18 protein-coding genes and 1 riboswitch are annotated in these 24,665 nt (G+C 58.8%); of the genes, 13 read left to right on the top strand and 5 right to left on the bottom strand.

Annotated elements, in window-relative coordinates:
* The first annotated feature begins 140 nt into the window (after window positions 1-140).
* The 8 genes from ACMGGH_RS20590 to yegS all read left to right on the top strand — a co-directional run bounded on the left by ACMGGH_RS20590 (window position 141) and on the right by yegS (window position 13,755).
* A complete protein-coding gene (locus tag ACMGGH_RS20590; protein ID WP_232948448.1) occupies window positions 141-1,343 on the top strand; it encodes an MdtA/MuxA family multidrug efflux RND transporter periplasmic adaptor subunit in 1,203 nt (400 codons plus the stop codon).
* On the top strand, window positions 1,343-4,465 hold the full coding sequence (locus tag ACMGGH_RS20595) for an MdtB/MuxB family multidrug efflux RND transporter permease subunit (RefSeq protein ID WP_224065840.1): 3,123 nt from the start codon (window positions 1,343-1,345) through the stop codon (window positions 4,463-4,465). The genes ACMGGH_RS20590 and ACMGGH_RS20595 overlap by 1 nt, the downstream gene beginning before the upstream one ends.
* A complete protein-coding gene (mdtC, locus tag ACMGGH_RS20600) occupies window positions 4,466-7,543 on the top strand; it encodes a multidrug efflux RND transporter permease subunit MdtC (RefSeq protein ID WP_236328239.1) in 3,078 nt (1,025 codons plus the stop codon).
* Window positions 7,544-8,959 carry an MFS transporter gene (locus ACMGGH_RS20605; RefSeq protein WP_232948446.1) on the top strand — a complete coding sequence of 472 codons (1,416 nt, stop codon included), beginning with the start codon at window positions 7,544-7,546 and terminating at the stop codon, window positions 8,957-8,959.
* A complete protein-coding gene (gene baeS / locus ACMGGH_RS20610; protein WP_045260428.1) occupies window positions 8,956-10,359 on the top strand; it encodes a two-component system sensor histidine kinase BaeS in 1,404 nt (467 codons plus the stop codon). Before ACMGGH_RS20605 ends, baeS begins: the two co-directional genes overlap by 4 nt.
* Window positions 10,356-11,078: a two-component system response regulator BaeR gene (gene baeR / locus ACMGGH_RS20615; RefSeq protein ID WP_028013814.1), complete on the top strand. Its 723-nt coding sequence runs from the start codon at window positions 10,356-10,358 to the stop codon at window positions 11,076-11,078. The genes baeS and baeR overlap by 4 nt, the downstream gene beginning before the upstream one ends.
* Before the next feature lie 167 nt (window positions 11,079-11,245).
* On the top strand, window positions 11,246-12,607 hold the full coding sequence (gene yegQ, locus ACMGGH_RS20620; protein WP_008500866.1) for a tRNA 5-hydroxyuridine modification protein YegQ: 1,362 nt from the start codon (window positions 11,246-11,248) through the stop codon (window positions 12,605-12,607).
* Window positions 12,608-12,855: 248 nt separating this feature from the next.
* Window positions 12,856-13,755 (top strand): lipid kinase YegS, encoded by a 900-nt coding sequence (gene yegS / locus ACMGGH_RS20625; protein ID WP_126300514.1) that lies wholly within the window; start codon window positions 12,856-12,858, stop codon window positions 13,753-13,755.
* A 68-nt stretch (window positions 13,756-13,823) separates the two neighbouring features.
* On the opposite strand, the gene fbaB is transcribed toward yegS, so the two are convergent.
* Window positions 13,824-14,876 carry a class I fructose-bisphosphate aldolase gene (gene fbaB, locus ACMGGH_RS20630; RefSeq protein ID WP_008500869.1) on the bottom strand — a complete coding sequence of 351 codons (1,053 nt, stop codon included), beginning with the start codon at window positions 14,874-14,876 and terminating at the stop codon, window positions 13,824-13,826.
* 250 nt (window positions 14,877-15,126) lie between these two features.
* Between fbaB and ACMGGH_RS20635 the strand changes: the two genes are divergently transcribed.
* From ACMGGH_RS20635 to ACMGGH_RS20645, 3 genes are read left to right on the top strand one after another with little or no spacing between them, the layout of a single operon-like run.
* The gene (locus ACMGGH_RS20635; RefSeq protein WP_049000328.1) at window positions 15,127-16,404 is read left to right on the top strand and encodes a nucleoside permease; all 1,278 of its coding nucleotides are present in this window, start codon (window positions 15,127-15,129) and stop codon (window positions 16,402-16,404) included.
* Window positions 16,401-17,405 carry an ADP-ribosylglycohydrolase family protein gene (locus ACMGGH_RS20640; RefSeq protein WP_232948445.1) on the top strand — a complete coding sequence of 335 codons (1,005 nt, stop codon included), beginning with the start codon at window positions 16,401-16,403 and terminating at the stop codon, window positions 17,403-17,405. The genes ACMGGH_RS20635 and ACMGGH_RS20640 overlap by 4 nt, the downstream gene beginning before the upstream one ends.
* Entirely contained in the window at window positions 17,402-18,355 is a 954-nt protein-coding gene (locus tag ACMGGH_RS20645) for a PfkB family carbohydrate kinase (RefSeq protein WP_232948444.1), read from the top strand. Before ACMGGH_RS20640 ends, ACMGGH_RS20645 begins: the two co-directional genes overlap by 4 nt.
* On the opposite strand, the gene ACMGGH_RS20650 is transcribed toward ACMGGH_RS20645, so the two are convergent.
* From ACMGGH_RS20650 to thiM, 3 genes are read right to left on the bottom strand one after another with little or no spacing between them, the layout of a single operon-like run.
* The gene (locus ACMGGH_RS20650) at window positions 18,329-19,075 is read right to left on the bottom strand and encodes a GntR family transcriptional regulator (RefSeq protein ID WP_028013821.1); all 747 of its coding nucleotides are present in this window, start codon (window positions 19,073-19,075) and stop codon (window positions 18,329-18,331) included. The genes ACMGGH_RS20645 and ACMGGH_RS20650 overlap by 27 nt on opposite strands.
* 42 nt (window positions 19,076-19,117) lie before the next feature.
* On the bottom strand, window positions 19,118-19,918 hold the full coding sequence (thiD, locus tag ACMGGH_RS20655; RefSeq protein WP_232948443.1) for a bifunctional hydroxymethylpyrimidine kinase/phosphomethylpyrimidine kinase: 801 nt from the start codon (window positions 19,916-19,918) through the stop codon (window positions 19,118-19,120).
* Window positions 19,915-20,685 (bottom strand): hydroxyethylthiazole kinase, encoded by a 771-nt coding sequence (gene thiM / locus ACMGGH_RS20660; protein WP_232948442.1) that lies wholly within the window; start codon window positions 20,683-20,685, stop codon window positions 19,915-19,917. Before thiM ends, thiD begins: the two co-directional genes overlap by 4 nt.
* A gap of 35 nt (window positions 20,686-20,720) precedes the next feature.
* A riboswitch (TPP riboswitch) is annotated at window positions 20,721-20,817 on the bottom strand.
* Window positions 20,818-21,456: 639 nt separating this feature from the next.
* On the opposite strand from thiM, the gene ACMGGH_RS20665 reads away from it, so the two are divergent.
* Window positions 21,457-22,536: a YadA C-terminal domain-containing protein gene (locus tag ACMGGH_RS20665; protein WP_232948441.1), complete on the top strand. Its 1,080-nt coding sequence runs from the start codon at window positions 21,457-21,459 to the stop codon at window positions 22,534-22,536.
* Window positions 22,537-22,695: 159 nt separating this feature from the next.
* Window positions 22,696-23,166 (top strand): hypothetical protein, encoded by a 471-nt coding sequence (locus ACMGGH_RS20670; RefSeq protein ID WP_232948440.1) that lies wholly within the window; start codon window positions 22,696-22,698, stop codon window positions 23,164-23,166.
* 48 nt (window positions 23,167-23,214) lie between these two features.
* Here ACMGGH_RS20670 and ACMGGH_RS20675 read toward each other — a convergent pair whose 3' ends face one another.
* Complete coding sequence (locus tag ACMGGH_RS20675; RefSeq protein WP_232948439.1) at window positions 23,215-24,648, bottom strand: glycoside hydrolase family 32 protein; 1,434 nt, start codon at window positions 24,646-24,648, stop codon at window positions 23,215-23,217.
* Window positions 24,649-24,665: the final 17 nt, after the last annotated feature.

The raw sequence follows: 24,665 nt of genomic DNA on the forward strand, positions 1-24,665 counted from the left end.
GGCTTCGCCTTACCCGGCTAAATCGATCGCCACACTCAGACCATTCCTGACAGTCTTCCATATTTCCTCCATTTTTCCGCTGTGTTAGCTGACTAAACTAGTATCATTCCCCGAAGTATTCAGGATGAGAACGTATAACGATGAAAGGCAGTAACAAATCCCGCTGGGCAATCGCCGCTGGCATCATTGTGGTGGTCCTTGCCGCCGCCTGGTACTGGCACAGTCAATCTGCGAACTCCGCCGCTCCCGCTAGCGCCAGCAGCCAGGCCCAGCGCCCGGCTGGCGGCGGCCGTCACGGCATGCGCGGCGGCGCGCTGGCACCGGTTCAGGCGGCAACGGCGGTGAGCAAAGCCGTTCCGCGTTATCTGACGGGGCTCGGAACCATTACCGCCGCCAACACCGCCACGGTGCGCAGCCGCGTTGACGGTCAGCTCATCGCAATCCACTTCCAGGAAGGTCAGCAGGTCAAAGCGGGCGATCTGCTGGCGGAAATCGACCCGAGCCAGTTTAAAGTCGCCCTCGCTCAGGCGCAGGGGCAGCTCGCGAAAGACAAAGCCACCCTCGCCAACGCCCGTCGCGATCTGGCGCGCTACCAGCAGCTGGTGAAAACCAACCTCGTTTCTCGTCAGGAGCTGGACACCCAGCAGTCGCTGGTCAGCGAAACGCAGGGCACCATCAAAGCCGACGAGGCTGCCGTCGCCAGCGCGCAGCTGCAGCTGGACTGGAGCCGCATCACCGCGCCGATTGACGGACGCGTGGGCCTGAAGCAGGTCGATATCGGTAACCAGATCTCCAGCGGCGACACCACGGGCATCGTGGTAATCACCCAGACCCACCCGATTGATTTAGTCTTTACCCTGCCGGAAAGCGATATCGCAACCGTCATGCAGGCGCAAAAAGCCGGTAAAGGCCTGGTGGTGGAAGCCTGGGACCGCACCAACAAGCAGAAGCTGAGCGAGGGTTCCCTGCTCAGTCTGGACAACCAGATCGATACCACCACCGGCACCATCAAGCTGAAGGCGCGCTTTAACAACCAGGACGATGCCCTCTTCCCGAACCAGTTCGTCAACGCGCGAATGCTGGTCGCTACCGAAGAGAACGCGGTAGTGATCCCCACCGCAGCGCTGCAGATGGGTAACGAAGGAAGCTTTGTCTGGGTGCTGAACAGCGACAATAAAGTGAGCAAGCATCTGGTGAAAACCGGGATTCAGGACAGCCAGACGGTGGTCATCAGCGCCGGGCTCTCCGCCGGCGACCGCGTGGTCACCGACGGCATTGACCGCCTCACCGAAGGCGCGAAAGTTGAGGTGGTTGAACCTGCGAAACAGGGAGCGACCTCCTGATGCAGGTTATGCCCCCGAGCTCTACAGGTGGGCCGTCACGCCTGTTTATCCTCCGCCCTGTCGCCACCACGCTGTTGATGGTGGCGATCCTGCTGGCCGGGATTATTGGCTACCGCTTCCTGCCCGTGTCGGCGCTGCCGGAAGTGGATTATCCAACGATTCAGGTTGTCACTCTCTATCCTGGCGCCAGCCCGGACGTGGTGACGTCCGCCATTACCGCCCCGCTTGAGCGCCAGTTTGGCCAGATGTCCGGGTTAAAACAGATGTCCTCCCAGAGTTCCGGCGGGGCATCCGTCGTGACGCTGCAGTTCCAGCTAACGCTGTCGCTGGACGTCGCCGAGCAGGAAGTGCAGGCCGCCATCAACGCCGCCACCAACCTGCTGCCGTCGGACCTGCCTAACCCGCCGGTCTACAGCAAGGTGAACCCGGCGGATCCGCCGATCATGACGCTGGCCGTCACCTCCTCCGCCATGCCGATGACCCAGGTCGAAGACATGGTCGAAACTCGCGTGGCGCAGAAGATTTCTCAGGTCTCCGGCGTCGGCCTCGTCACGCTGGCGGGCGGCCAGCGCCCGGCCGTGCGCGTGAAGCTTAACGCACAGGCGATTGCCGCGCTGGGGCTGACCAGCGAAACCATCCGCACCGCCATCAGCAGTGCCAACGTCAACTCGGCGAAAGGCTCGCTGGACGGCCCGACCCGTGCGGTCACCCTCTCGGCAAACGACCAGATGCAGTCCGCCGACGAATACCGTCAGCTGATTGTGGCCTACCAGAACGGCGCGCCGATCCGCCTGGGCGATGTCGCCACCGTGGAACAAGGCGCGGAAAACAGCTGGCTCGGCGCGTGGGCGAACAAGCAGCAGGCGATCGTGATGAACGTGCAGCGCCAGCCGGGCGCCAACATCATCGAAACCGCCGACAGCATCCGCACCATGCTGCCGCAGCTGATTGAAAGCCTGCCGAAATCGGTCAGCGTAAAAGTCCTTTCCGACCGCACCACCAACATTCGTGCGTCGGTCACCGACACCCAGTTCGAGCTGATGCTGGCGATTGCGCTGGTGGTAATGATCATTTACCTGTTCCTGCGCAACGTTCCGGCAACCATTATCCCCGCCGTCGCCGTGCCGCTCTCGCTGGTCGGGACCTTTGCGGTGATGGTGTTCCTCGACTTTTCGATTAACAACCTGACGCTGATGGCGCTGACCATCGCCACCGGGTTCGTGGTGGATGACGCCATCGTCGTTATCGAGAACATCTCGCGCTATATCGAGAAAGGTGAAAAGCCGCTGGCCGCCGCGCTGAAGGGCGCAGGGGAAATCGGCTTTACCATTATCTCGCTGACCTTCTCGCTGATTGCGGTGCTGATCCCGCTACTGTTTATGGGCGACATCGTCGGGCGGCTGTTCCGCGAGTTTGCCGTGACGCTGGCGGTCGCCATTCTGATCTCTGCCGTGGTGTCGCTGACCCTGACGCCGATGATGTGCGCCCGCATGCTGAGCCACGAGTCCCTGCGCAAGCAAAACCGCTTCTCCCGCGCCTCCGAGCGGATGTTCGAGCAAATTATTGCCGCCTACGGTCGCGTGCTGGCGAAAGTGCTGAACCATCCCTGGGCAACGCTTGGCGTGGCGCTGGGCACGCTGGCGCTCAGCGTAATGCTGTGGATTTTTATTCCGAAAGGTTTCTTCCCCATCCAGGATAACGGCATTATTCAGGGCACGCTTCAGGCTCCGCAGTCGGTCTCCTTCGCGAACATGGCGCAGCGCCAGCAGCAGGTGTCTGAAATCATCATGAAAGACCCGGCGGTGGAGAGCCTGACGTCCTACGTGGGGGTGGATGGCACCAATCCGTCGCTCAACAGCGCGCGTCTGCAGATCAACCTCAAGCCGCTGGATGAGCGCGACGACCGCGTGAACGCCGTCATCGAGCGCCTGCAAAGCGCCGTGGCCCGCGTGCCGGGCGTTGAGCTTTACCTGCAGCCGATTCAGGATTTGACCATTGATACCCAGGTCAGCCGCACGCAGTATCAGTTCACGCTCCAGGCTACGTCGCTTGACGCCCTCAGCACCTGGGTGCCGCAGCTGGTTGAAAAACTTAACACCCTGCCGCAGCTCGCTGACGTCAGCAGCGACTGGCAGGACAAGGGGCTGGCGGCGTACGTGAACGTTAACCGCGATACCGCCAGCCGTCTGGGCATCACCATGTCGGACGTGGACAACGCCCTGTACAACGCCTTCGGGCAGCGCCTGATCTCCACCATCTACACCCAGGCGAACCAGTACCGCGTGGTGCTGGAACACAACACCGAGAACACCCCCGGCCTGGCCGCGCTGGACTCGGTGCGCCTGACCAGCAAAGACGGCGGCATTGTGCCGCTGAGCGCCATCGCCACGGTGGAGGAGCGCTATACCCCGCTGTCGATTAACCACCTGGATCAGTTCCCGTCCACCACCATTTCCTTCAACGTGCCGGACGGTTACTCGCTGGGCGAGGCGGTGGAAGCCATCCAGGCTGCTGAAAAAGCGCTCAGCTTCCCGTCCGACATTCAGACCCAGTTCCAGGGCAGCACGCTGGCGTTCCAGGCCGCGCTGGGCAACACCGTCTGGCTGATCGTCGCGGCGGTCGTGGCGATGTACATCGTGCTTGGCGTGCTGTACGAAAGCTTTATCCACCCGATCACCATCCTCTCTACCCTGCCAACGGCGGGCGTGGGGGCGTTGCTGGCATTGATGCTGGCGGGCAGCGAGCTGGACGTTATTGCCATCATCGGCATCATCCTGCTTATCGGGATCGTGAAGAAAAACGCCATCATGATGATCGACTTTGCGCTGGCCGCCGAGCGCGAGCAGGGCATGTCGCCGCGCGATGCCATCTTCCAGGCCTGCCTGCTGCGTTTTCGCCCGATCCTGATGACCACGCTGGCCGCCCTGTTGGGGGCGCTGCCGCTGATGCTCAGCACCGGCGTCGGCGCGGAGCTGCGCCGCCCGCTGGGTATCGGTATGGTCGGGGGCCTGCTGGTGAGTCAGGTGCTGACGCTCTTCACCACGCCGGTGATCTATCTGCTGTTTGACCGCCTGGCGCTGTGGACCAAAAGCCGTTTCCCGAAACGTGAAGAGGAGGCGTAAGTGAAGTTTTTCGCCCTCTTCATTTACCGTCCAGTTGCGACGATTTTACTCTCCGTCGCCATTACCCTGTGCGGCGTGCTGGGCTTCCGGCTGCTGCCAGTTGCCCCCCTGCCGCAGGTGGATTTCCCGGTGATCATGGTCAGCGCCTCGCTGCCGGGTGCGTCACCGGAGACCATGGCCTCGTCCGTTGCCACGCCGCTGGAGCGTTCTCTTGGGCGGATTGCGGGAGTCAACGAGATGACCTCCAGCAGCTCGCTGGGCAGCACGCGCATCATTCTGGAATTCAGCTTCGACCGGGATATTAACGGTGCCGCCCGTGACGTGCAGGCGGCCATCAACGCCGCGCAAAGCCTTCTGCCGAGCGGGATGCCGAGCCGTCCTACCTACCGCAAGGCCAATCCGTCCGACGCGCCAATCATGATCCTGACGCTGACCTCGGACACCTATTCTCAGGGGCAACTCTACGACTTTGCGTCGACCCAGCTGGCGCAGACGATTTCACAAATCAACGGCGTGGGTGACGTGAGCGTTGGCGGCAGTTCTCTGCCCGCCGTGCGCGTGGGCCTGAACCCGCAGGCGCTGTTCAACCAGGGCGTGTCGCTGGACGACGTGCGCTCCGCCATCAGCAGCGCCAACGTGCGTAAACCGCAGGGGGCGATTGAGGACGGCAGCCACCGCTGGCAGATCCAGACCAACGACGAGCTAAAAACCGCCGCCGAGTATCAGCCGCTGATTATTCACTACAACAACGGCGCGGCGGTACGCCTGAGCGACGTCGCCAGCGTCACCGACTCGGTGCAGGACGTGCGCAACGCCGGGATGACCAACGCTAAACCGGCCATCCTGCTGATGATCCGCAAGCTGCCGGAGGCGAACATTATCGAGACGGTGAACAGCATTCGCGCCCGCCTCCCGGAGCTACAGGAGACCATCCCGGCAGCAATCGATCTGCAGATTGCCCAGGATCGCTCCCCGACCATCCGCGCCTCGCTTGAAGAGGTGGAGCAAACGCTGATTATCTCCGTCGCGCTGGTGATCCTGGTGGTGTTCCTGTTCCTGCGCTCCGGCCGCGCGACGCTGATCCCGGCGGTGGCCGTGCCGGTGTCGCTGATTGGGACCTTTGCCGCCATGTACCTGTGCGGCTTTAGCCTTAACAACCTGTCACTGATGGCGCTGACGATTGCGACGGGCTTCGTGGTGGATGACGCCATCGTGGTGCTGGAGAACATTTCCCGCCACCTTGAAGCGGGCGTGAAACCGCTGCAGGCCGCGCTGCAGGGCACGCGCGAGGTGGGCTTTACGGTACTTTCCATGAGCCTGTCGCTGGTGGCGGTATTCCTGCCACTGCTGCTGATGGGCGGGCTGCCGGGCAGGCTGCTGCGCGAGTTTGCCGTCACGCTCTCGGTCGCCATCGGGATTTCGCTGGTGATTTCCCTGACGCTGACGCCGATGATGTGCGGCTGGATGCTCAAGCGCAGCAAGCCTCACTCGCAGCCGCGCCGCAAGGGCTTTGGTCGTTTTCTGATGGCGATGCAGGAAGGCTACGGCAAATCGCTGAAGTGGGTGCTGAACCACACGCGGCTGGTCGGCCTGGTGCTGATCGCCACCATTGGGCTCAACGTCTGGATGTACATCACCATCCCTAAAACCTTCTTCCCGGAGCAGGACACCGGCGTGCTGATGGGCGGCATCCAGGCGGACCAGAGCATTTCCTTCCAGGCAATGCGCGGCAAGCTGCAGGACTTTATGAAGATCATTCGTGAGGATCCGGCTGTAGACAACGTCACTGGCTTTACCGGCGGCTCGCGCGTTAACAGCGGGATGATGTTCATTACCCTTAAGCCGCGCGGCGAGCGCAACGAAACCGCCCAGCAGGTGATTGACCGCCTGCGTGTGAAGCTCGCCAAAGAGCCGGGGGCTAACCTGTTTTTGATGGCCGTTCAGGATATCCGCGTCGGCGGGCGACAGGCAAACGCCAGCTATCAGTACACGTTGCTCTCGGATGATTTGGCCGCCCTGCGCGAGTGGGAGCCGAAGATCCGTAAGGCGCTGGCCGCCCTGCCGGCGCTGGCGGACGTGAACTCCGATCAGCAGGACAACGGCGCGGAGATGGCGCTCACCTACGACCGCGAAACCATGTCGCGGCTGGGCATCAACGTTGAAGCCGCCAACAGCCTGCTGAATAACGCCTTCGGCCAGCGCGAGATTTCCACCATCTACCAGCCGATGAACCAGTATAAGGTGGTGATGGAGGTCGACCCGCGCTACACCCAGGACATCAGCGCGCTGGATAAAATGTTTGTGATTAACAGCGACGGCAAGGCGATTCCGCTCTCGTACTTTGCCAGCTGGCAGCCCGCCAACGCGCCGCTGTCGGTGAACCACCAGGGGCTTTCGGCGGCGTCGACCATCTCCTTTAACCTGCCCGCCGGTTCGTCGCTTTCCGAGGCCAGCGACGCGATCAACCGCGCGATGACGCAGCTCGGCGTGCCGTCCACCGTGCGCGGCAGCTTTGCCGGGACCGCGCAGGTATTCCAGGAGACGATGAACTCGCAGGTGATTTTGATTCTGGCCGCCATCGCCACGGTCTATATTGTGCTTGGCGTCCTGTATGAGAGCTACGTTCACCCGCTGACCATCCTCTCAACGCTGCCGTCGGCGGGCGTGGGGGCGCTGCTGGCGCTGGAGCTGTTCGGCGCGCCGTTCAGCCTTATCGCGCTCATCGGGATCATGCTGCTGATCGGCATCGTGAAGAAAAACGCCATCATGATGGTGGACTTCGCGCTGGATGCCCAGCGCAACGGCAACCTCTCGCCGGAAGAGGCGATCTTCCAGGCCTGTCTACTGCGTTTTCGTCCGATCATGATGACCACCCTGGCGGCGCTGTTTGGCGCACTGCCGCTGGTTATCTCGGGCGGCGACGGCTCAGAGCTGCGCCAGCCGCTGGGGATCACCATCGTCGGCGGCCTGGTGATGAGCCAACTGCTGACGCTGTACACCACGCCGGTGGTCTATCTGTTCTTCGACCGCCTGCGGCTGCGCTTTTCGCGTAAAAACAGAGAAACGGTAAACGGGTAAATGACTGAGCTTCCCAGCAACGTTCGCTGGCAATTGTGGATAGTCGCCTTCGGCTTCTTTATGCAGTCGCTGGATACGACCATCGTCAACACCGCCCTCCCCTCGATGGCGAAAAGCCTGGGGGAGAGCCCGCTGCATATGCATATGGTGATTGTCGCCTACGTGCTGACGGTTGCGGTGATGCTGCCTGCCAGCGGCTGGCTGGCGGACAAAGTGGGCGTGCGGAATATCTTCTTTACCGCCATCGTGCTGTTTACCGCTGGCTCGCTGTTTTGCGCCCAGGCCAGCACACTAGACCAGCTGGTGACGGCGCGCGTGCTGCAGGGCGTCGGCGGGGCGATGATGGTGCCCGTCGGGCGGCTAACGGTGATGAAGATTGTGCCGCGCGAGCAGTACATGGCGGCGATGACCTTCGTCACCCTGCCCGGTCAGGTGGGGCCGCTGCTGGGCCCGGCGCTGGGCGGCATTCTGGTGGAGTACGCCTCCTGGCACTGGATCTTCTTAATCAATCTTCCTGTTGGCATCATCGGCGCCATCGCCACCCTGACGCTGATGCCGAACTACAAAATGCAGACGCGTCGCTTTGATTTCTTTGGCTTTATTCTGCTGGCGGCGGGCATGGCAACGCTTACCCTGGCGCTCGACGGGCAAAAAGGACTGGGGATTTCGCCCCTGACGCTCGGGCTCCTGATCGCGCTCGGCGTTACCGCCATACTGTGGTACCTGTGGCACGCCAGAGGTAACGATAAGGCGCTCTTCAGCCTGAACTTGTTTAAAAACCCTACCTACCGCCTTGGCCTGTTCGGCAGCTTCGCCGGACGCGTCGGCAGCGGCATGCTGCCGTTTATGACGCCCGTTTTCCTGCAAATCGGCATGGGATTTTCGCCGTTCCACGCGGGCCTGATGATGATCCCGATGGTACTCGGCAGCATGGGGATGAAGCGCATCGTGGTGCAGGTGGTGAACCGCTTTGGCTACCGTCACGTGCTGGTGGCCGCCACGCTGGGGCTGTCGCTGGTCAGCCTGCTGTTTATGGCCGTGGCGCTGATGGGCTGGTACTACGTCCTGCCGCTGGTGCTGTTCTGTCAGGGGATGGTCAACTCCATGCGCTTCTCATCGATGAATACCCTGACGCTGAAGGATCTGCCGGACGATCTGGCGAGCAGCGGCAACAGCCTGCTGTCGATGATCATGCAGCTCTCCATGAGCGTGGGCGTGACTATCGCGGGTTTACTGCTCGGCATGTACGGCCAGCATCACCTCAGCGTCGACACGCCGGTGGCGCATCAGGTCTTTTTGTATACCTATCTCAGCATGGCGGTCATCATCGCCCTGCCCGCTTTCATCTTCGCCAGAGTGCCGGATGATACCAGCAAGAACGTCGTGATTAGGCGCGGCAAAAGGAGTGGCTCATGAAATTCTGGCGTCCGGGCATTACCGGCAAGCTCTTCGTGGCGATTTTTGCCACCTGTATCGTCCTGCTGATCACCATGCACTGGGCGGTGCGGATCAGCTTTGAGCGCGGTTTTATTGATTACATCAAGCATGGCAATGAACAGCGTTTACAGGGCTTAAGCGATGCGCTGAGTGAACAGTACGCCCAGCACGGCAACTGGCGTTTTCTGCGCAATAACGACCGCTTTATTTTCCAGATCCTGCGCTCGCTGGAGCACGACACCGGTGACGATCGCCCGGGGCCGGGCATGCCGCCGCACGGCTGGCGCACCCAGTTCTGGGTAATCGATCAGGATATGCGCACGCTGGTTGGGCCGCGCGCGCCGATACCGCCGGACGGCACCCGCCGGGCGATTAAGGTGAATAACGCGACCGTCGGCTGGGTTATCGCCTCGCCGGTGGAGCGCCTGACGCGTAACACCGATATCAACTTTGACCGCCAGCAGCGCCGGACCAGCTGGCTGATCGTCGCTCTCTCCACCCTGCTCGCCGCGCTTGCCACCTTCCCGCTGGCGCGCGGTCTGCTCGCGCCGGTGAAACGGCTGGTGGAAGGCACGCACAAGCTGGCCGCCGGGGATTTCACCACCCGCGTCGACACCCGCAGCCAGGACGAACTGGGCAAGCTGGCGCAGGACTTTAACCAGCTCGCCAGCACGCTGGAGAAAAACCAGCAGATGCGCCGCGACTTTATGGCCGATATTTCCCACGAGCTGCGCACCCCGCTGGCGGTGCTGCGCGGCGAGCTGGAGGCGATTCAGGACGGCGTACGCCAGTTTACCCCCGAATCGGTGGCCTCTCTGCAGGCGGAGGTGGGTACGCTCACCAAGCTGGTGGACGATCTTCACCAGCTTTCCATGTCCGACGAAGGCGCGCTGGCCTACCAGAAGGCGCCCGTCGATGTCATTAACGTGCTCGAAGTTGCCAGCGGCGCCTTCCGGGAACGGTTTGCCAGCCGCAACCTGAAAATCGACCTCTCCCTGCCGGACAGCGCGGTGGTATTTGGTGACAAAGACCGGCTGATGCAGCTGTTCAACAACCTGCTGGAGAACAGCCTGCGCTACACCGACAGCGGCGGCGGGCTGCATATCTCCGGCAAACAGGAAAACGGACGCTTCGCCCTCACCTTCGCGGATTCCGCCCCCGGCGTGCAGGACGCGCAGCTGGAAAAATTGTTCGAGCGCTTTTACCGCACCGAAGGCTCCCGGAACCGCGCCAGCGGCGGTTCCGGCCTGGGGCTGGCGATTTGCGTTAACATCGTCGAGGCGCATAATGGCACCATTCGCGCCGCCCATTCGCCTTTTGGCGGGGTTAGCATTACAGTAGAGTTACCTCTGGAACGGGATTTATCGAGAGAAGTATGACCGAGTTACCGATTGACGAAAACACGCCGCGCATTTTGATCGTCGAAGACGAACCCAAGCTGGGACAGCTGCTGATCGACTATTTACGCGCGGCCAGCTATGCCCCGTCACTGATCGGCCACGGCGACCAGGTGCTGCCGTACGTGCGCCAGACCCCGCCGGATCTGATCCTGCTGGATTTAATGCTGCCTGGCGTTGATGGCCTGACCCTGTGCCGGGAAATTCGTCGCTTCTCCGACGTGCCTATTGTCATGGTTACCGCCAAAATTGAAGAGATTGACCGCCTGCTGGGGCTCGAAATTGGCGCGGACGACTACATCTGCAAGCCCTACAGCCCGCGTGAGGTAGTGGCCCGCGTGAAAACCATTCTGCGCCGCTGCAGGCCGCAGCGCGAGCTTCAGATGCTGGACGCCGAAAGCCCGCTGATTGTGGATGAGAGCCGCTTCCAGGCGAGCTGGCGCAGCAAGCTGCTGGACCTCACCCCTGCGGAGTTCCGCCTGCTGAAAACCCTCTCCCACGAGCCGGGAAAAGTCTTCTCCCGCGAACAGCTGCTGAACCACCTGTACGACGATTACCGCGTGGTGACCGACCGCACCATCGACAGCCACATCAAAAACCTGCGCCGCAAGCTGGAGGCGCTGGACGCCGAGCAGTCGTTTATTCGCGCGGTGTACGGCGTGGGATATCGCTGGGAAGCGGATGCGTGCAGGATTGCCTAGTTAGCCGCTGGTTAATCCAGGCCGGGTAAGGCGAAGCCGCCACCCGGCACAATAACTTTACCTCCCTGCCCCGCAGCGCTACAATGCCCGCCCTTAAAGTGGGGGATCTCCCCTTACCGCTGCACCAGGTGCCGCGGATCTGACCTGTCATCAGAACGAGAACAAACATGTTTAAACCGGAACTCCTTTCCCCGGCGGGAACGCTGCAAAATATGCGTTACGCTTTCGCCTATGGCGCCGACGCCGTGTATGCGGGCCAGCCACGCTACTCGCTGCGCGTGCGTAACAACGAATTCAACCACGAGAACCTGCAGCTCGGCATCAACGAGGCGCATGCTCTGGGTAAAAAATTCTACGTGGTGGTGAATATCGCGCCGCACAACGCCAAGCTGAAAACGTTCATCCGCGACCTGAAGCCGGTGGTGGATATGGGGCCGGACGCGCTGATCATGTCGGACCCGGGTTTAATCATGCTGGTTCGGGAGAACTTCCCGGAAATGGATATTCACCTCTCCGTACAGGCTAACGCCGTCAACTGGGCGACGGTAAAATTCTGGAAGCAGATGGGGCTGACCCGCGTCATTCTGTCCCGCGAGCTTTCGCTGGAAGAGATTGAAGAGATCCGCACTCAGGTGCCGGACATGGAAATTGAAATCTTCGTTCACGGCGCGCTGTGCATGGCCTACTCTGGCCGCTGCCTGCTCTCTGGCTATATCAACAAGCGCGACCCGAACCAGGGCACCTGCACCAACGCCTGCCGCTGGGAATATAACGTCCAGGAAGGCAAAGAGGACGATATCGGCAACATCGTCCACAAGCATGAGCCGATCCCGGTGACGAACGTTGAGCCAACGCTGGGCATCGGCGCGCCAACCGACAGCGTGTTTATGATTGAAGAAGCCAAGCGTCCGGGCGAGTACATGACCGCCTTTGAAGACGAGCACGGCACCTACATCATGAACTCAAAAGATCTGCGCGCCATCGCCCACGTTGAGCGCCTGACGCAGATGGGCGTGCACTCCCTGAAGATCGAAGGCCGCACCAAGTCCTATTACTATTGCGCGCGTACCGCACAGGTGTACCGTAAAGCCATCGACGATGCGGCGGCCGGTAAACCGTTCGATACCAGCCTGCTGGAAACGCTGGAAGGCCTGGCGCACCGCGGCTATACCGAAGGCTTCCTGCGCCGTCATACCCACGACGACTACCAGAACTACGAGCACGGCTACTCCGTTTCCGAACGCCAGCAGTTTGTCGGCGACTTCACCGGCGAGCGCAAAGGCGCGCTGGCGGCGGTGGCGGTGAAAAATAAGTTCACCAAAGGCGATAGCCTGGAGCTGATGACCCCGCAGGGCAACATGAACTTCACGCTGGAGCATCTGGAAAACGGCAAAGGCGAAGCGATTGAGGTTGCGCCGGGCGACGGGCATACCGTCTGGCTGCCGGTTCCGGAAGAGGTGGAGCTGAAGTTCGCGCTGCTGATGCGTAACTTCAACGGTGAAAGCACACGTAATCCACACGGCAAATAGTCAATCAGGGAAATTTTTTCGCGCTGGGATAATTCTTAGAATCGGATCACATACCGCTTCGTTCAATACGGGTATTATCCCCCCGCTGAAAAACATAACCCATAAATGCTAGCTGTACCAGGAACCACCTCCTTAGCCTGCGTAATCTCCCTTACGTGGGCTTATTTTTTGTCTTTCATCCTGTTCTTACCCGCTTTTTTCCTCTCTGCTATACACTCTTACTAACGCTAAAAAAGGGAGCAGCGAGGATGGCAACCTATCCAGACAGTTTATTGATTCTCAATGGCAAAAGTGCAGGCAACGATCCGTTGCGTCAGGCGATTATGGGTTTGCGTGACGACGGCGCACGTATCCACGTGCGCGTGACGTGGGAAAAAGGCGACGCGGCACGCTATATCAACGAAGGCTTAGCGTTAGGTATCAGCACCATCATTTCCGGCGGCGGCGACGGCACCATCAATGAGATCGCCTCTGCGCTTATCGACCTGCCCACAGCAGATCGCCCGGTGATGGGCATATTACCGCTCGGCACCGCCAATGATTTTGCCACCAGCGCCGGGATCCCGGAAGATTTAGAGAAGGCGCTTCAGCTGGCGATCCTCGGCAAAGCCACCGCCGTGGATATCGCCCAGGTGAATGACAAAACCTGCTTTATCAATATGGCGACGGGTGGATTCGGCACGCGCATTACCAGCGAAACGCCGGAAAAACTGAAGGCGGCGCTGGGCGGCGTGTCGTACCTGATCCACGGATTGATGCGTATGGACACCCTCAAGCCGGACCGATGCGAAATTCGCGGTGAGGATTTTCAGTGGCAGGGTGACGCGCTGGTGATTGGGATTGGCAACGGACGTCAGGCAGGCGGCGGACAGCAGCTCTGCCCGGAGGCGCTGATTAACGATGGTCAGCTACAGCTGCGCATTTTCACCGGCGACGGTCTGCTGCCCGCGCTGTTTACCACGCTGACGCAGCCGGAAGAGAGCCCGAATATCATTGACGGTAAATCGGCGTGGTTCGAGGTGAATGCGCCGCACGGGATGACGTTTAACCTCGACGGAGAGCCGCTGAGCGGGACGCAGTTCCGCATTGAGGTGTTGCCCGGCGCGCTGCAATGCAGGCTGCCGCCGGACTGTGTGCTTTTGCGCTGATGTTTCACACGGTGCGCGATGATGCCCTCACCCCAACCCTCTCCCACAGGGAGAGGGAGATGGAGACGTCAGGCAATTGTGACTTTACTGTCCAGATAGACGTCCTGAACCGCATTGATCAGCTTCACACCGTCGGCCATTGATTTCTTGAACGCCTTACGGCCAAGGATCAGCCCCATGCCGCCCGCACGTTTGTTGATAACCGCCGTACGCACCGCATCGGACAGGTCGGTATCACCGCCCGCCGCGCCGCCGGAGTTAATCAGCCCTGCACGACCCATATAGCAGTTCGCCAGCTGGTAGCGCACCAGGTCGATCGGGTTATCGCTGGTCAGCTTGCTGTAAACGCGGTCATCGGTGTAACCGAAGTTCACCGCCTTATAGCCACCGTTATTCTCCGCCATTTTCTGCTTCACGATGTCCGCGCCGATGGTGGCCGCCAGATGGTTCGCCTGGCCGGTCAGGTCGGCGGAGACGTGATAATCCACCCCGTCTTTTTTGAACGCCGAGTTACGCAGGTACGCCCACAGCACGGTCACCATACCCAGCTCGTGCGCGCGCTCAAACGCTGCGGAGATCTCTTCTATCTGACGACGGGACTGTTCAGAGCCGAAGTAAATCGTCGCCCCGACGGCCACCGCCCCCATGTTGAACGCCTGCTCGACGCTGGCGTAGAGGGTCTGGTCATACTCGGTGGGGTAGCTGAGAGTTTCGTTGTGATTCAGCTTCACGAGGAACGGAATGCGGTGGGCATAGCGACGCGAAACCGAAGCCAGCACGCCGTAGGTGGAGGCTACACAGTTACAGCCCGCTTCAATCGCCAGCTCAACAATATTCTTCGGATCGAAGTAGAGCGGGTTCGCCGCGAAGGAGGCGCCCGCCGAGTGCTCAACGCCCTGGTCTACCGGCAGAATAGAGAGATACCCGGTACCGCCGAGCCGTCCGGTGTTGTAAAGGGTCTGCATGTTTCGCAGAACCGCAGGCGGACGGTTGTTATCCACCATCACGCGGTCAACGTAGTCGTGACCAGGCAGGTAAAGCTGGTCGGCTGGAATGGTCATACAACGATGCTGTAAAAGGCTGTCGGCGTCTTTGCCAAGCAACTGCGCAATATCAGTCATGTGATACTCCCGTAAATCCGACGTCGTGTCGGTGTGTGTTTATCCAGTCCCATCTTTTATGGGCAGACTAAGCCTGGTACCGACTTAACAGATTTTCCACCATATGCATTTTTTTTCAGCACAATCTGCTGGCTCGATTCGTGTACAACAAAACTGTTACATTGATCAAACAATCACCACAAAGGTATTTAAAAGGTATTATTGAGTGGTATGTTAAAGGCGTACCTTATCTGACATGCAGGATTAAATAATGAAAACGAAAGTCCAACTGTCATTCATGATGTTTGTTGAATGGTTTATCTGGGGCGCGTGGTTTGTGCCATTGTGGCTGTGGCTGAGCAAAAGCGGGTTTACCGCCGGGGAAATTGGCTGGTCTTACGCCTGTACCGCGATTGCCGCGATCCTCTCTCCTATCCTGGTCGGCTCGCTGACGGACCGCTTCTTCGCCGCGCAGAAAGTGCTGTCGGTGCTGATGTTCGCCGGCGCGATCCTGATGTACTTCGCCGCGCAGCAAACCCAGTTCAACACCTTCTTCCCGCTGCTGCTGGTCTATTCCCTGACCTATATGCCGACCATCGCGCTGACCAATAGCATTGCCTTCGCGAACGTGGACGACGTTGAGGCTGATTTCCCGCGTATCCGCGTGATGGGCACCATCGGCTGGATCGCCTCGGGGCTGGCGTGCGGGTTCCTGCCACAGATGCTCGGCTACAGCGATATTTCCGATACCAATATTCCGCTGCTGATGACCGCAGCCAGCTCCGCCCTGCTCGGCGTCTTTGCCCTGTTCCTGCCGAACACGCCGCCGAAAAGTACCGGCAAGCTGGATTTCAAAGTCATGCTGGGGCTGGATGCGCTGGTCCTGCTGCGCGACAAAAACTTCCTGGTGTTCTTCTTCTGCTCGTTCCTGTTCGCCATGCCGCTGGCCTTCTACTACATCTTCGCCAACGGCTATCTCACCGAAGTGGGGATGAAAAATGCCACCGGCTGGATGACGCTCGGCCAGTTCTCTGAAATCTTCTTTATGCTCGCCCTGCCGTTCTTTACCAAACGCTTTGGTATTAAGAAGGTCTTACTGCTGGGTCTGATCACGGCCGCCATCCGCTACGGCTTCTTCGTTTACGGCGGTGCGGAGCAGTACTTCACCTACGCCCTGCTGTTCCTCGGGATCCTGCTGCACGGCGTGAGCTATGACTTCTACTACGTGACCGCGTACATCTACGTGGATAAAAAAGCGCCGGTGCACATGCGCACCGCCGCGCAAGGCCTGATTACGCTGTGCTGTCAGGGGTTTGGTAGCCTGCTGGGTTACCGCCTGGGCGGCGTGATGATGGAAAAAATGTTCGCTTACAAAGAGCCGGTGAATGGGCTGACCTTCAACTGGGCCGGAATGTGGACATTTGGTGCAGTCATGATTGCCGTGATTGCCGTGCTGTTTATGCTGTTTTTCCGCGAATCGGATAAAGAGATCACCGCAATTGAGGTGATTGATGGCGATACCGCGCTGACACAAGGGGAAGTTAAATGAAACAAGACCGTATTCTCGGGGCCCTTTACGGCCAGGCGTTAGGGGATGCGATGGGCATGCCGTCGGAGCTATGGCCGAGAAAGCGCGTCAAGGCGCACTTCGGCTGGATCGACCGCTTTTTACCCGGCCCGGCAGAGAATAACGCGGCCTGCTATTTCAAACAGGCAGAGTTCACCGATGACACCTCGATGGCGCTGTGCCTGGCCGATGCGATCATCGAGTGCGACGGGGAAATTAACGCGGACGTTATCGGCAAGCATATCCTGAACTGGGCGCTCGACTTCGACGCGTTCAACAAGAACGTGCTCGGCCCGACCTCCAAAATCGCGCTTAACGCGATTCGTGACGGGAAGCCGGTCAGCGAGCTGGACAACAACGGCGTGACTAACGGGGCGGCGATGCGCGCCTCCCCGCTGGGCTGCCTGCTCCCGGCGACGCGGCTGGAGCACTTTGTGAACCAGGTGGCGCAGGCCTCCAGCCCGACGCATAAATCGGATCTCGCCATTGCCGGCGCGGTGGTGATTGCCTGGGCGGTTTCCCGCGCCATCGACGGGGAACGCTGGCAGAACATCGTCGATGCCCTGCCGGGGATCGCCCGCTATGCGCAGGAGGCGAAAACCACCACCTTCAGCGCGTCGCTCGCAGCGCGCATTGAGCTGGCGCTTAAGACCGTGCGGGACGCCAACGGCATCGACTCCGCCAGCGAGCAGATTTATCAGCTCACTGGCGCGGGTACCAGCACCATTGAGTCCGTTCCGGCAGCCATCGCGATGGTGGAGCTGGCGGGAACCGACCCGAACCGCTGCGCCATTTTATGCGCCAATCTGGGTGGCGATACCGACACCATTGGCGCGATGGCGACGGCCATCTGCGGCGCGCTCCACGGCGTGCAGGCCATTGACCCGCCGCTGAAGGCCGAGCTCGACGCCGTTAATCAGCTCGATTTCGGTCACTACTGTGAAAAACTGCTGCACTTCAGGGAGCAAAGGGAGGGCGTATGAATTCTTTTGCCCAACGTCTCGACACCCTGCACGCCACGCGCCCGGTGACGGTGCTGGGCGCAGCGGTGATTGACGTCATCGCCGACGCCTACGCCCTGCCCTGGCGCGGGTGTGATATCGAGCTTAAACAGCAGGGGGTGAATATCGGCGGCTGCGCGCTGAATATCGCCATCGCCCTGAAACGGCTCGGCATTGCGGCGCAAAACGCCCTTCCCGTCGGCCACGGCGTGTGGGCGGATATTATTCGTAACGCGATGGCGAAGCAGGATCTGCACAGCGCCGTGGAGGCTGAAACCGGCGACAACGGCTGGTGTCTGGCCCTGGTGGAGCCTGACGGCGAGCGCACCTTCATGTCCTTTAGCGGCGTCGAGAACCAGTGGCAGCAGCGCTGGCTTGACGAGCTAAACGTCCCGCAAAATAGCCTGGTTTATCTCTCCGGCTACCAGTTGGCCTCGCCGTGCGGCGAGCTGCTGACGGGCTGGCTTGAAGGGCTGGAGGACGTGACGGCGCTTATCGATTTCGGCCCACGCATCGCGGATATCCCCGACGCGCTGATGGCGCGGATTATGGCCTACAGGCCGATCGTTTCGCTTAATCGTCAGGAAGCGGAGCTCGCTGCTGAAAGGCTGGGCGTTGAGGCTGAAAACCTGGGCGAGGAGTGGCAGCTGCGCTTCGGCGCCGCGCTGATTGTGCGGCATGATAAAGACGGTGCTGCCTGGTATGATGGCGACGCATCGGGCGTTGTTCCGGCGTTTCCCGCCACGGTAGTGGACACCATTGGCGCTGGCGACAGCCACGCGGGCGGCACGCTTGCCGGGCTGGCGGCGGGATGGTCGCTGGCAGACGCCGTTCTGCTGGGGAATGCCGTGGCGTCCTGGGTGGTGAGCCATCGCGGCGGCGACTGCGCGCCCACTCGTGAGGAATTACTCCTCGCACACAAAGACGTATAGGTCGCTGCGACAGTAGCTGATGCTGTACTCAATCGGCCGGTGCTGCTGGTCAAGTGCAACCTGCTTGATCACCAGCACCGGTATTTTTTCGTCCATCTTAATGTGCGCCTGAAACTCGCTGTCCGGCATGCGGGCGCTAACCCGTGAACGGGTGCGCTGCGGGAAGATATTCTGACTGCGGAAGTAGTCGTACAGCGAAATCCCTATCGCATCCGGTTCGGGAATGAGCCCGACCGGCACCCAGGACTCTTCAATCGACACCGCATCGTCATCCACATAGCGAATACGCTTCAGCAAAAAGACGTCGCTGTTCGGCTCCAGTGACAGGTGGCCCGCCACCTCTTCCGGGCATTTCACCACGCGTTTATTGACCCACAGCGTATTAGGCGTTTTACCGCGCAGCACCACCTGCTGAGAGAAGCCGCGCGCTTCCTTGAGCGAGTATTCGAAGATGTTGTTAATTTGCGTGCCGTAACCCCGGGCACGCGTGACAACGCCCTCGGCTTCCAGCGCCTGCATCGCTTTGCGCACGGTGATCCGCGACACGCCGGTTAACTGGCTCAGATCGCGCTCGCCGGGCAAAATGTTCCCGTGCTCCAGCACGCCGCTGCGCACCGCGTTTTTTACCGTTTCGGCAAATTTCAGGTACAGCGGCGTGTTGTCAGGCGCGGCGATCCGTTCAGTCAGTTGAGCGATTAACCGGGTATGCGCTTGTTCCATCTCTGTTTTCTCAGGCGTGGTGTTTCCTGCCAGTATACTGGGTTACCACCACGCATGAAAATGATGAACCGGCCCAATACCTTGACCGACTTCCAGAGTATCGGCTTTTGCCAGCGCCGCCGAGAGCCAGATTTTCGCTTCTCGCACCGTATCAGCCCAGCCGTCATGCCGCGGGCGCAGCGCCGCCAGCGCGGCGGAGAGGGTGCACCCCGTGCCGTGGGTGTTTTTGGTCTGTACGCGCGGAGCCGTAAAACGTTGCTCGCCGTCGCGGGTAAAGAGCCAGTCCGGGCTTTCCGCGTCATCAAGATGACCGCCTTTCATCAGCACCGCCCCGCAGCCCATCGCCAGCAGTGCATACCCCTGCTCTTTCATTTCGCGTTCAGTTTGTGCGTGCGACGTGCCTAACAGCGCGGCGGCTTCCGGCAGATTGGGCGTGATGAGCGCCACCTGCGGCAGCAGCTTATTGCGCAGCGTCTCAACGGCGGAGGCGGAGAGCAGCGGATCGCCGCTTTTTGCCAGCATGACGGTATCCAGCACCACGTTTTGCACCTGATAGCGTTTAAGCCGCTCGGCCACCGCCTCCACAATGTCCGTTTCGGCCAGCATGCCGATCTTGGTGGTATCAATCCGCACGTCGCTGAACACCGAATCCAGCTGCGCGGCAACAAAATCCGGCTCGATACGGTAGACCGACTGCACGCCGCGCGTGTTTTGCGCCACCAGCGCGGTAATCACCGAGCAGCCGTACGCGCCAAGGGCCGAGAAGGTTTTCAGATCGGCCTGGATGCCCGCGCCGCCGCTGGGGTCGGTGCCGGCAATGGTCAGGGCGTTAATCCGCTTCATGCCTGTTCCTCCAGCGTATAGAGCGCATCCAGGAAGGCGCTGGTAAAACTGCCTGGCCCGCGCGAGCGCGCAACGGCTGCCGTTCCGGCGCGCTTCATCCATCCGCAGGCGGCGGCAACGTTATCCAGCCTGTCCCCCGGCAGCGAGCAGCTCGCCGCCACAACGGCAGAAAGCGCGCACCCGGTGCCCACTACGCGCGTCATTAACGGGTCTCCGCCCGTTACCGTTCGGGTCCGCTCTCCGTCAGTGATGTAGTCCACCTCGCCGGTGACCACCACAATGGCATGGGTCTGGCGGGCCAACGCCTGAGCGGCAGGCAACGCGCTGGCGGCGGTGTCGGTGGTATCAACGCCGCGCCCACCCGCGCTCATTCCGGCCAGAGCCAGGATTTCGGAGGCGTTGCCGCGAATGGTGGTCGGGTTCAGGGCCAAAATTTGATGGCAAAAACGGGTTCTGAACGTCAGGGCACCCACCGCAACCGGGTCCAGCGTCCAGGGTTTGCCTGCCGCAACCGCGCTTTCAATCGCCCGAAGCATCGACTGGGCGCGCGGTGCGGTCAGCGTGCCGACGTTGATTAACAGCGCATCGGCTATCGCGGCAAACTGTTCGGCCTCTTCGGCCTCAATCACCATCGCGGGGGATGCGCCAAGGGCCAGCAAAACGTTGGCCGTAAAGGTCTGTACGACGTCATTGGTCATGCAGTGGGTCAGCGGAGAACGGGTACGGAAGTGGTGTAAAACGTGTAAATCGAGCAGGTCAGGCTGCATGGGTTCGCTCCTGCCTTGCGTGAAGAAGCGATGACCGGGCAGGCATCTGACTTCCCTACGCTGGCATTATCCAGATCAGGTAATACGGGTATTTCTCAGCCTTCACAAAGAAGGGCACCCCGAGTCATTTGGTAAGAATTGACTTACTTTTGCCAGATTAGGGGAAGTTGCTGGCTGACGCAAGCGACCTTGTGGGGATCGCATCTTCACGCAGGGTTGGTGCGAAAGAAAGGGCTGGCAGCGATAATTACAGAACAATATGCCACTTCTTTAAATCAACACCATTCGCTATAACATTTCCATTACGTCCAAAAAACATCCACTTTTTCAGGGTGTAAGAAACAGCTCTACCAACATAATTATTTCCGCTTTCAGTTAGTCTATTATATGTTTCATAAAGTATTAAATCTTATTTCGAATGAAATATAAAGTGAGTCCCAAACCGTTTAACCCCGCTAAACATTTAGCCTCTCTATCAAGGGGTTACTGCGAAACTCGCGGTTGCCCCCTTACCTTATAAGTTAATGTAAACATTGAGATATTTTCCTTCACCTCTTAAAAATTCACTTTAGCTATTCATGCCATCTATGATTTAGATCAATATCCAAAAGCTCGCATTAATTGATAGTTACTGCACGTTACGAATTAAGTAATTTATTCAAAATTTAACGTAACTCCGTATTTAAATCGGGCGTAACCAGACGTTACATCAACACGCCAGGATAGCCAGCCTTGCCCTTTTTTACTTTTTAAATGATGAGTATTTTACAAATGAAAGTTGTTAAAAATGCCCGTACTGCTTTTGTATTTGGTGTTATTTTCACTGGCTCTATGAACGTAACTCAAGCAGCTGATGTAAACGTAAACCTTAACGATAACGTATTCAATTCAGGTACTTTTATTCAGATTCAGGGGACTGACAATACCGCTTATAATCTGGATGATATGAAAGCTGAGAATGTAAAACAAGACGGGCAGATCTATAACTTACAAGGCGATCGTGAGCGTATGCAAAACGAGATTGACGCTAGTAAAGGTAATATCAGCACTAACGCCAATAATATTTCCTCTCTTCAGACTTCTGTTTCTGGTGTCGATCATGAAGCTAAATTAGCAGGCGCTCTTGCTGACACCGCTAATAAAAAAGGTGATGCGGCGTTACAGGGCGTGCTGACTAACGGAACTGCAATTACTAATATTGAAACTGTTAACGCTGTCCAGGATAGCCGCCTTGCAACTGTTGAAGCTACTAACGGTATACAAGATGGCCGCCTGTTAGCTCTTGAGAATGCACCAAAACCAACTAACGGGGTTGATGGAAAAGACGGCGCTAAGGGTGAGAAAGGCGATACCGGCGCACAGGGCGTTGCCGGAACTAACGGACGTGACGGAGCGAATGGTAAAGACGGTAAAGACGGCAAAGATGGAAAAAATGGCGTGATGACCACTGTGACACGCACGCAGGTAGACACGGCAACACAGGCTAAAGTCGCTACTAATAGTCAGGCGGTTACGGCCGAGGCTCAGGAGCTGCAGGCGACCAAACAGACATTACAGGCTCTGAATAACAACACTAACCAGCAATTTAAATCGCTGCGTGAGGAAGTCGATAATAACAAGAAAGAAGCAAACGCGGGTATCAGCGGCGCGATGGCGATGGCCGGTTTACCTCAGGTGCAAACAAATCAGCGCGTGATGTTCTCGGCTGGCGGTGCGACTTACAACGGTGAAAGCGCGTTAGCGGTTGGGGCGTCGGTTAACTTTAACGAACATATGGTTGGTAAAGTGAGCTTCTCTGATGACACAGCAAATAATATGGGGGCTTCAGTCGGCGTAGGGATTGGCTTTTAATAAATAACCAGTATGACAAAATACATTGTTATCTCTGTAATAGTGTACCTGATGCTTATTATCGTTGGCGCATGGTTAGGTATTATGTATCAGGCTTATTATATTTGCGGCTATTAAACCTTCTTCTATAGAATATATTTCACCAAAGGTATCATCGTAATGATAAAGTCACTCTTAGCGGTATTAATAGCTGGCGCTGCCATCCTGCTTTCTGCGTGTACTTCACCTGCTCAGCGCATGGCCGAATGTGAGCGCCAGGGCATTAGCAAAGATACCTGCTACCTGGCTGAGCAAAATCGCCAGAATGCTTATAATGAAGCCGCACAAAATGCAGCATGGGCGAACGCGCGTGATGCCGCAGCGGGTACGGGTATCTGGGCTAAAAAAGACGCGAAACAACATGCTCAGGCGGCCAAAGCGGTACACGCCTTTAAATGGGAAGGAATGAAGATCACAATTAAAGGCGAGATCCTGGATGTCGATGGCGTATTGGGCGCGCTGGATGAAAATGAGCCTCAGGCAAAAGTTTATTCACAAGGGCTATACACCTTCATTTACTATCATGCTAAAGGCAAATTAGCGGTGAGTAAAGAAGGAAAGTTTGAAGGCTACGCAACAAAGATTAAATAGAAACAGAGGCGACACCTGTCGCCTTTTTAATTTGCAGGCCTTAACGTATTACTCTAGCTGCCACGCCCCGGCATCAATAAGCGATGCGGTTCCCGTCCAGGCAAACATTGCCAGTTCGCGCGCCCCTTCATCAGGATAAATGCGGCTGCTCAGGCACGCCTCCCCTTCATTGACAAACACTTCCACTGACGAGCTGTCAGCGAACAGGCGCAGGCTTAGCGTGTCGTTCAGGTTCAGCGCGACGCTTCGGGTACCGCACAGGCCATACTGCGGATAATAACGCTCCAGCACCAGGCGCTGCATCTGCGCATCAACGTAGAGACGGAATCCGTCGCCAAGACGAATGCCGTACTGCTCCGCGCTGCTGTTAGCACAGTCCCACTGCAGAATGACCTCCATCGCATCGCAGCTTTCCACCTGAACGATCTGCTGATTGTTGAGCGTGCTCACCGGCCAGGGGAACCACGCTCCCCGCAAGCTTTCCACTTCTCTGGCTGGCCGCATCTGCAGGCGGTTATCTGCGCTTAGCGTCAGCTCGCGCGGTAAGGAGAGCATGCCAGCCCACCCGTCCTGCTGTTCCGGAAGGGGAGATTCCCACATGTCCAGCCAGCCGATAACGATGCGTCGGCCGTCAGGCGTCAGGAAGCTTTGGGGCGCATAGAAATCATGCCCGCTATCCATCTCCACAAACTCACCTTCACGCACGAAAGGTTGGCCAGGCTGCCACTCCCCCAGCAGGTAACCGCTCTGGAAAAGATTGCGATTTTTGAATCCCTCCGCAGCCAGCCCCTGAGGTGAAAACATCAGCACGCGTTTGCCGTTGAGGGTGAAAAAGTCCGGGCATTCCCACATGTAACCCATCTCTTTTTCAGCCACCGCAAGCACGCCCATATCCTGCCATTCGCGCAGGTCGTCAGAACGGTAAACACGCACCTGGCCCGTCTCGCCATCCCGCGCGCCGACAACCATGTACCAGCGCTCCCCTTCCCGCCACACTTTTGGATCGCGAAAGTGATGCAGCCCAGGCGGCGTGTCAACGATCGTTCCTTGCCGCGTAAAATGGACGCCATCACGGCTGGTTGCCAGGCACTGCACCTGGTAAAGGTTAGCCTCGTCATCCGGATCGCCGTGGAATTTGTGGCCGGTATAAATCAGCGCCAGCGTATCGCCATCCACCACCGCCGAGCCGGAAAAACAGCCGTCCTTATCCTCTGGCCCTTCCGGTGCCAGCGCCACCGGGAGGTGTTCCCAGCGAACTAAATCCTTGCTGCGCGCATGACCCCAGTGCATCGGCCCCCACTGGGTCGAGTACGGATGATGCTGGTAAAACGCGTGATACCAGCCGTCAAACCACACCAGACCATTCGGGTCGTTCATCCAGCCGGCACGCGCGGCGAGGTGGTAACGCGGATACCAGCGCAGGTTAAGATCGCCGCGTTTGGCCTGTAATGATTGTTCAGCTTTGGCAATGGAATACATCATTTGTTTACTCTTTTCAG

The organism is Enterobacter sp. BNK-16 (assembly GCF_048684955.1).
GTDB classification, from domain to species: domain Bacteria; phylum Pseudomonadota; class Gammaproteobacteria; order Enterobacterales; family Enterobacteriaceae; genus Enterobacter; species Enterobacter bugandensis.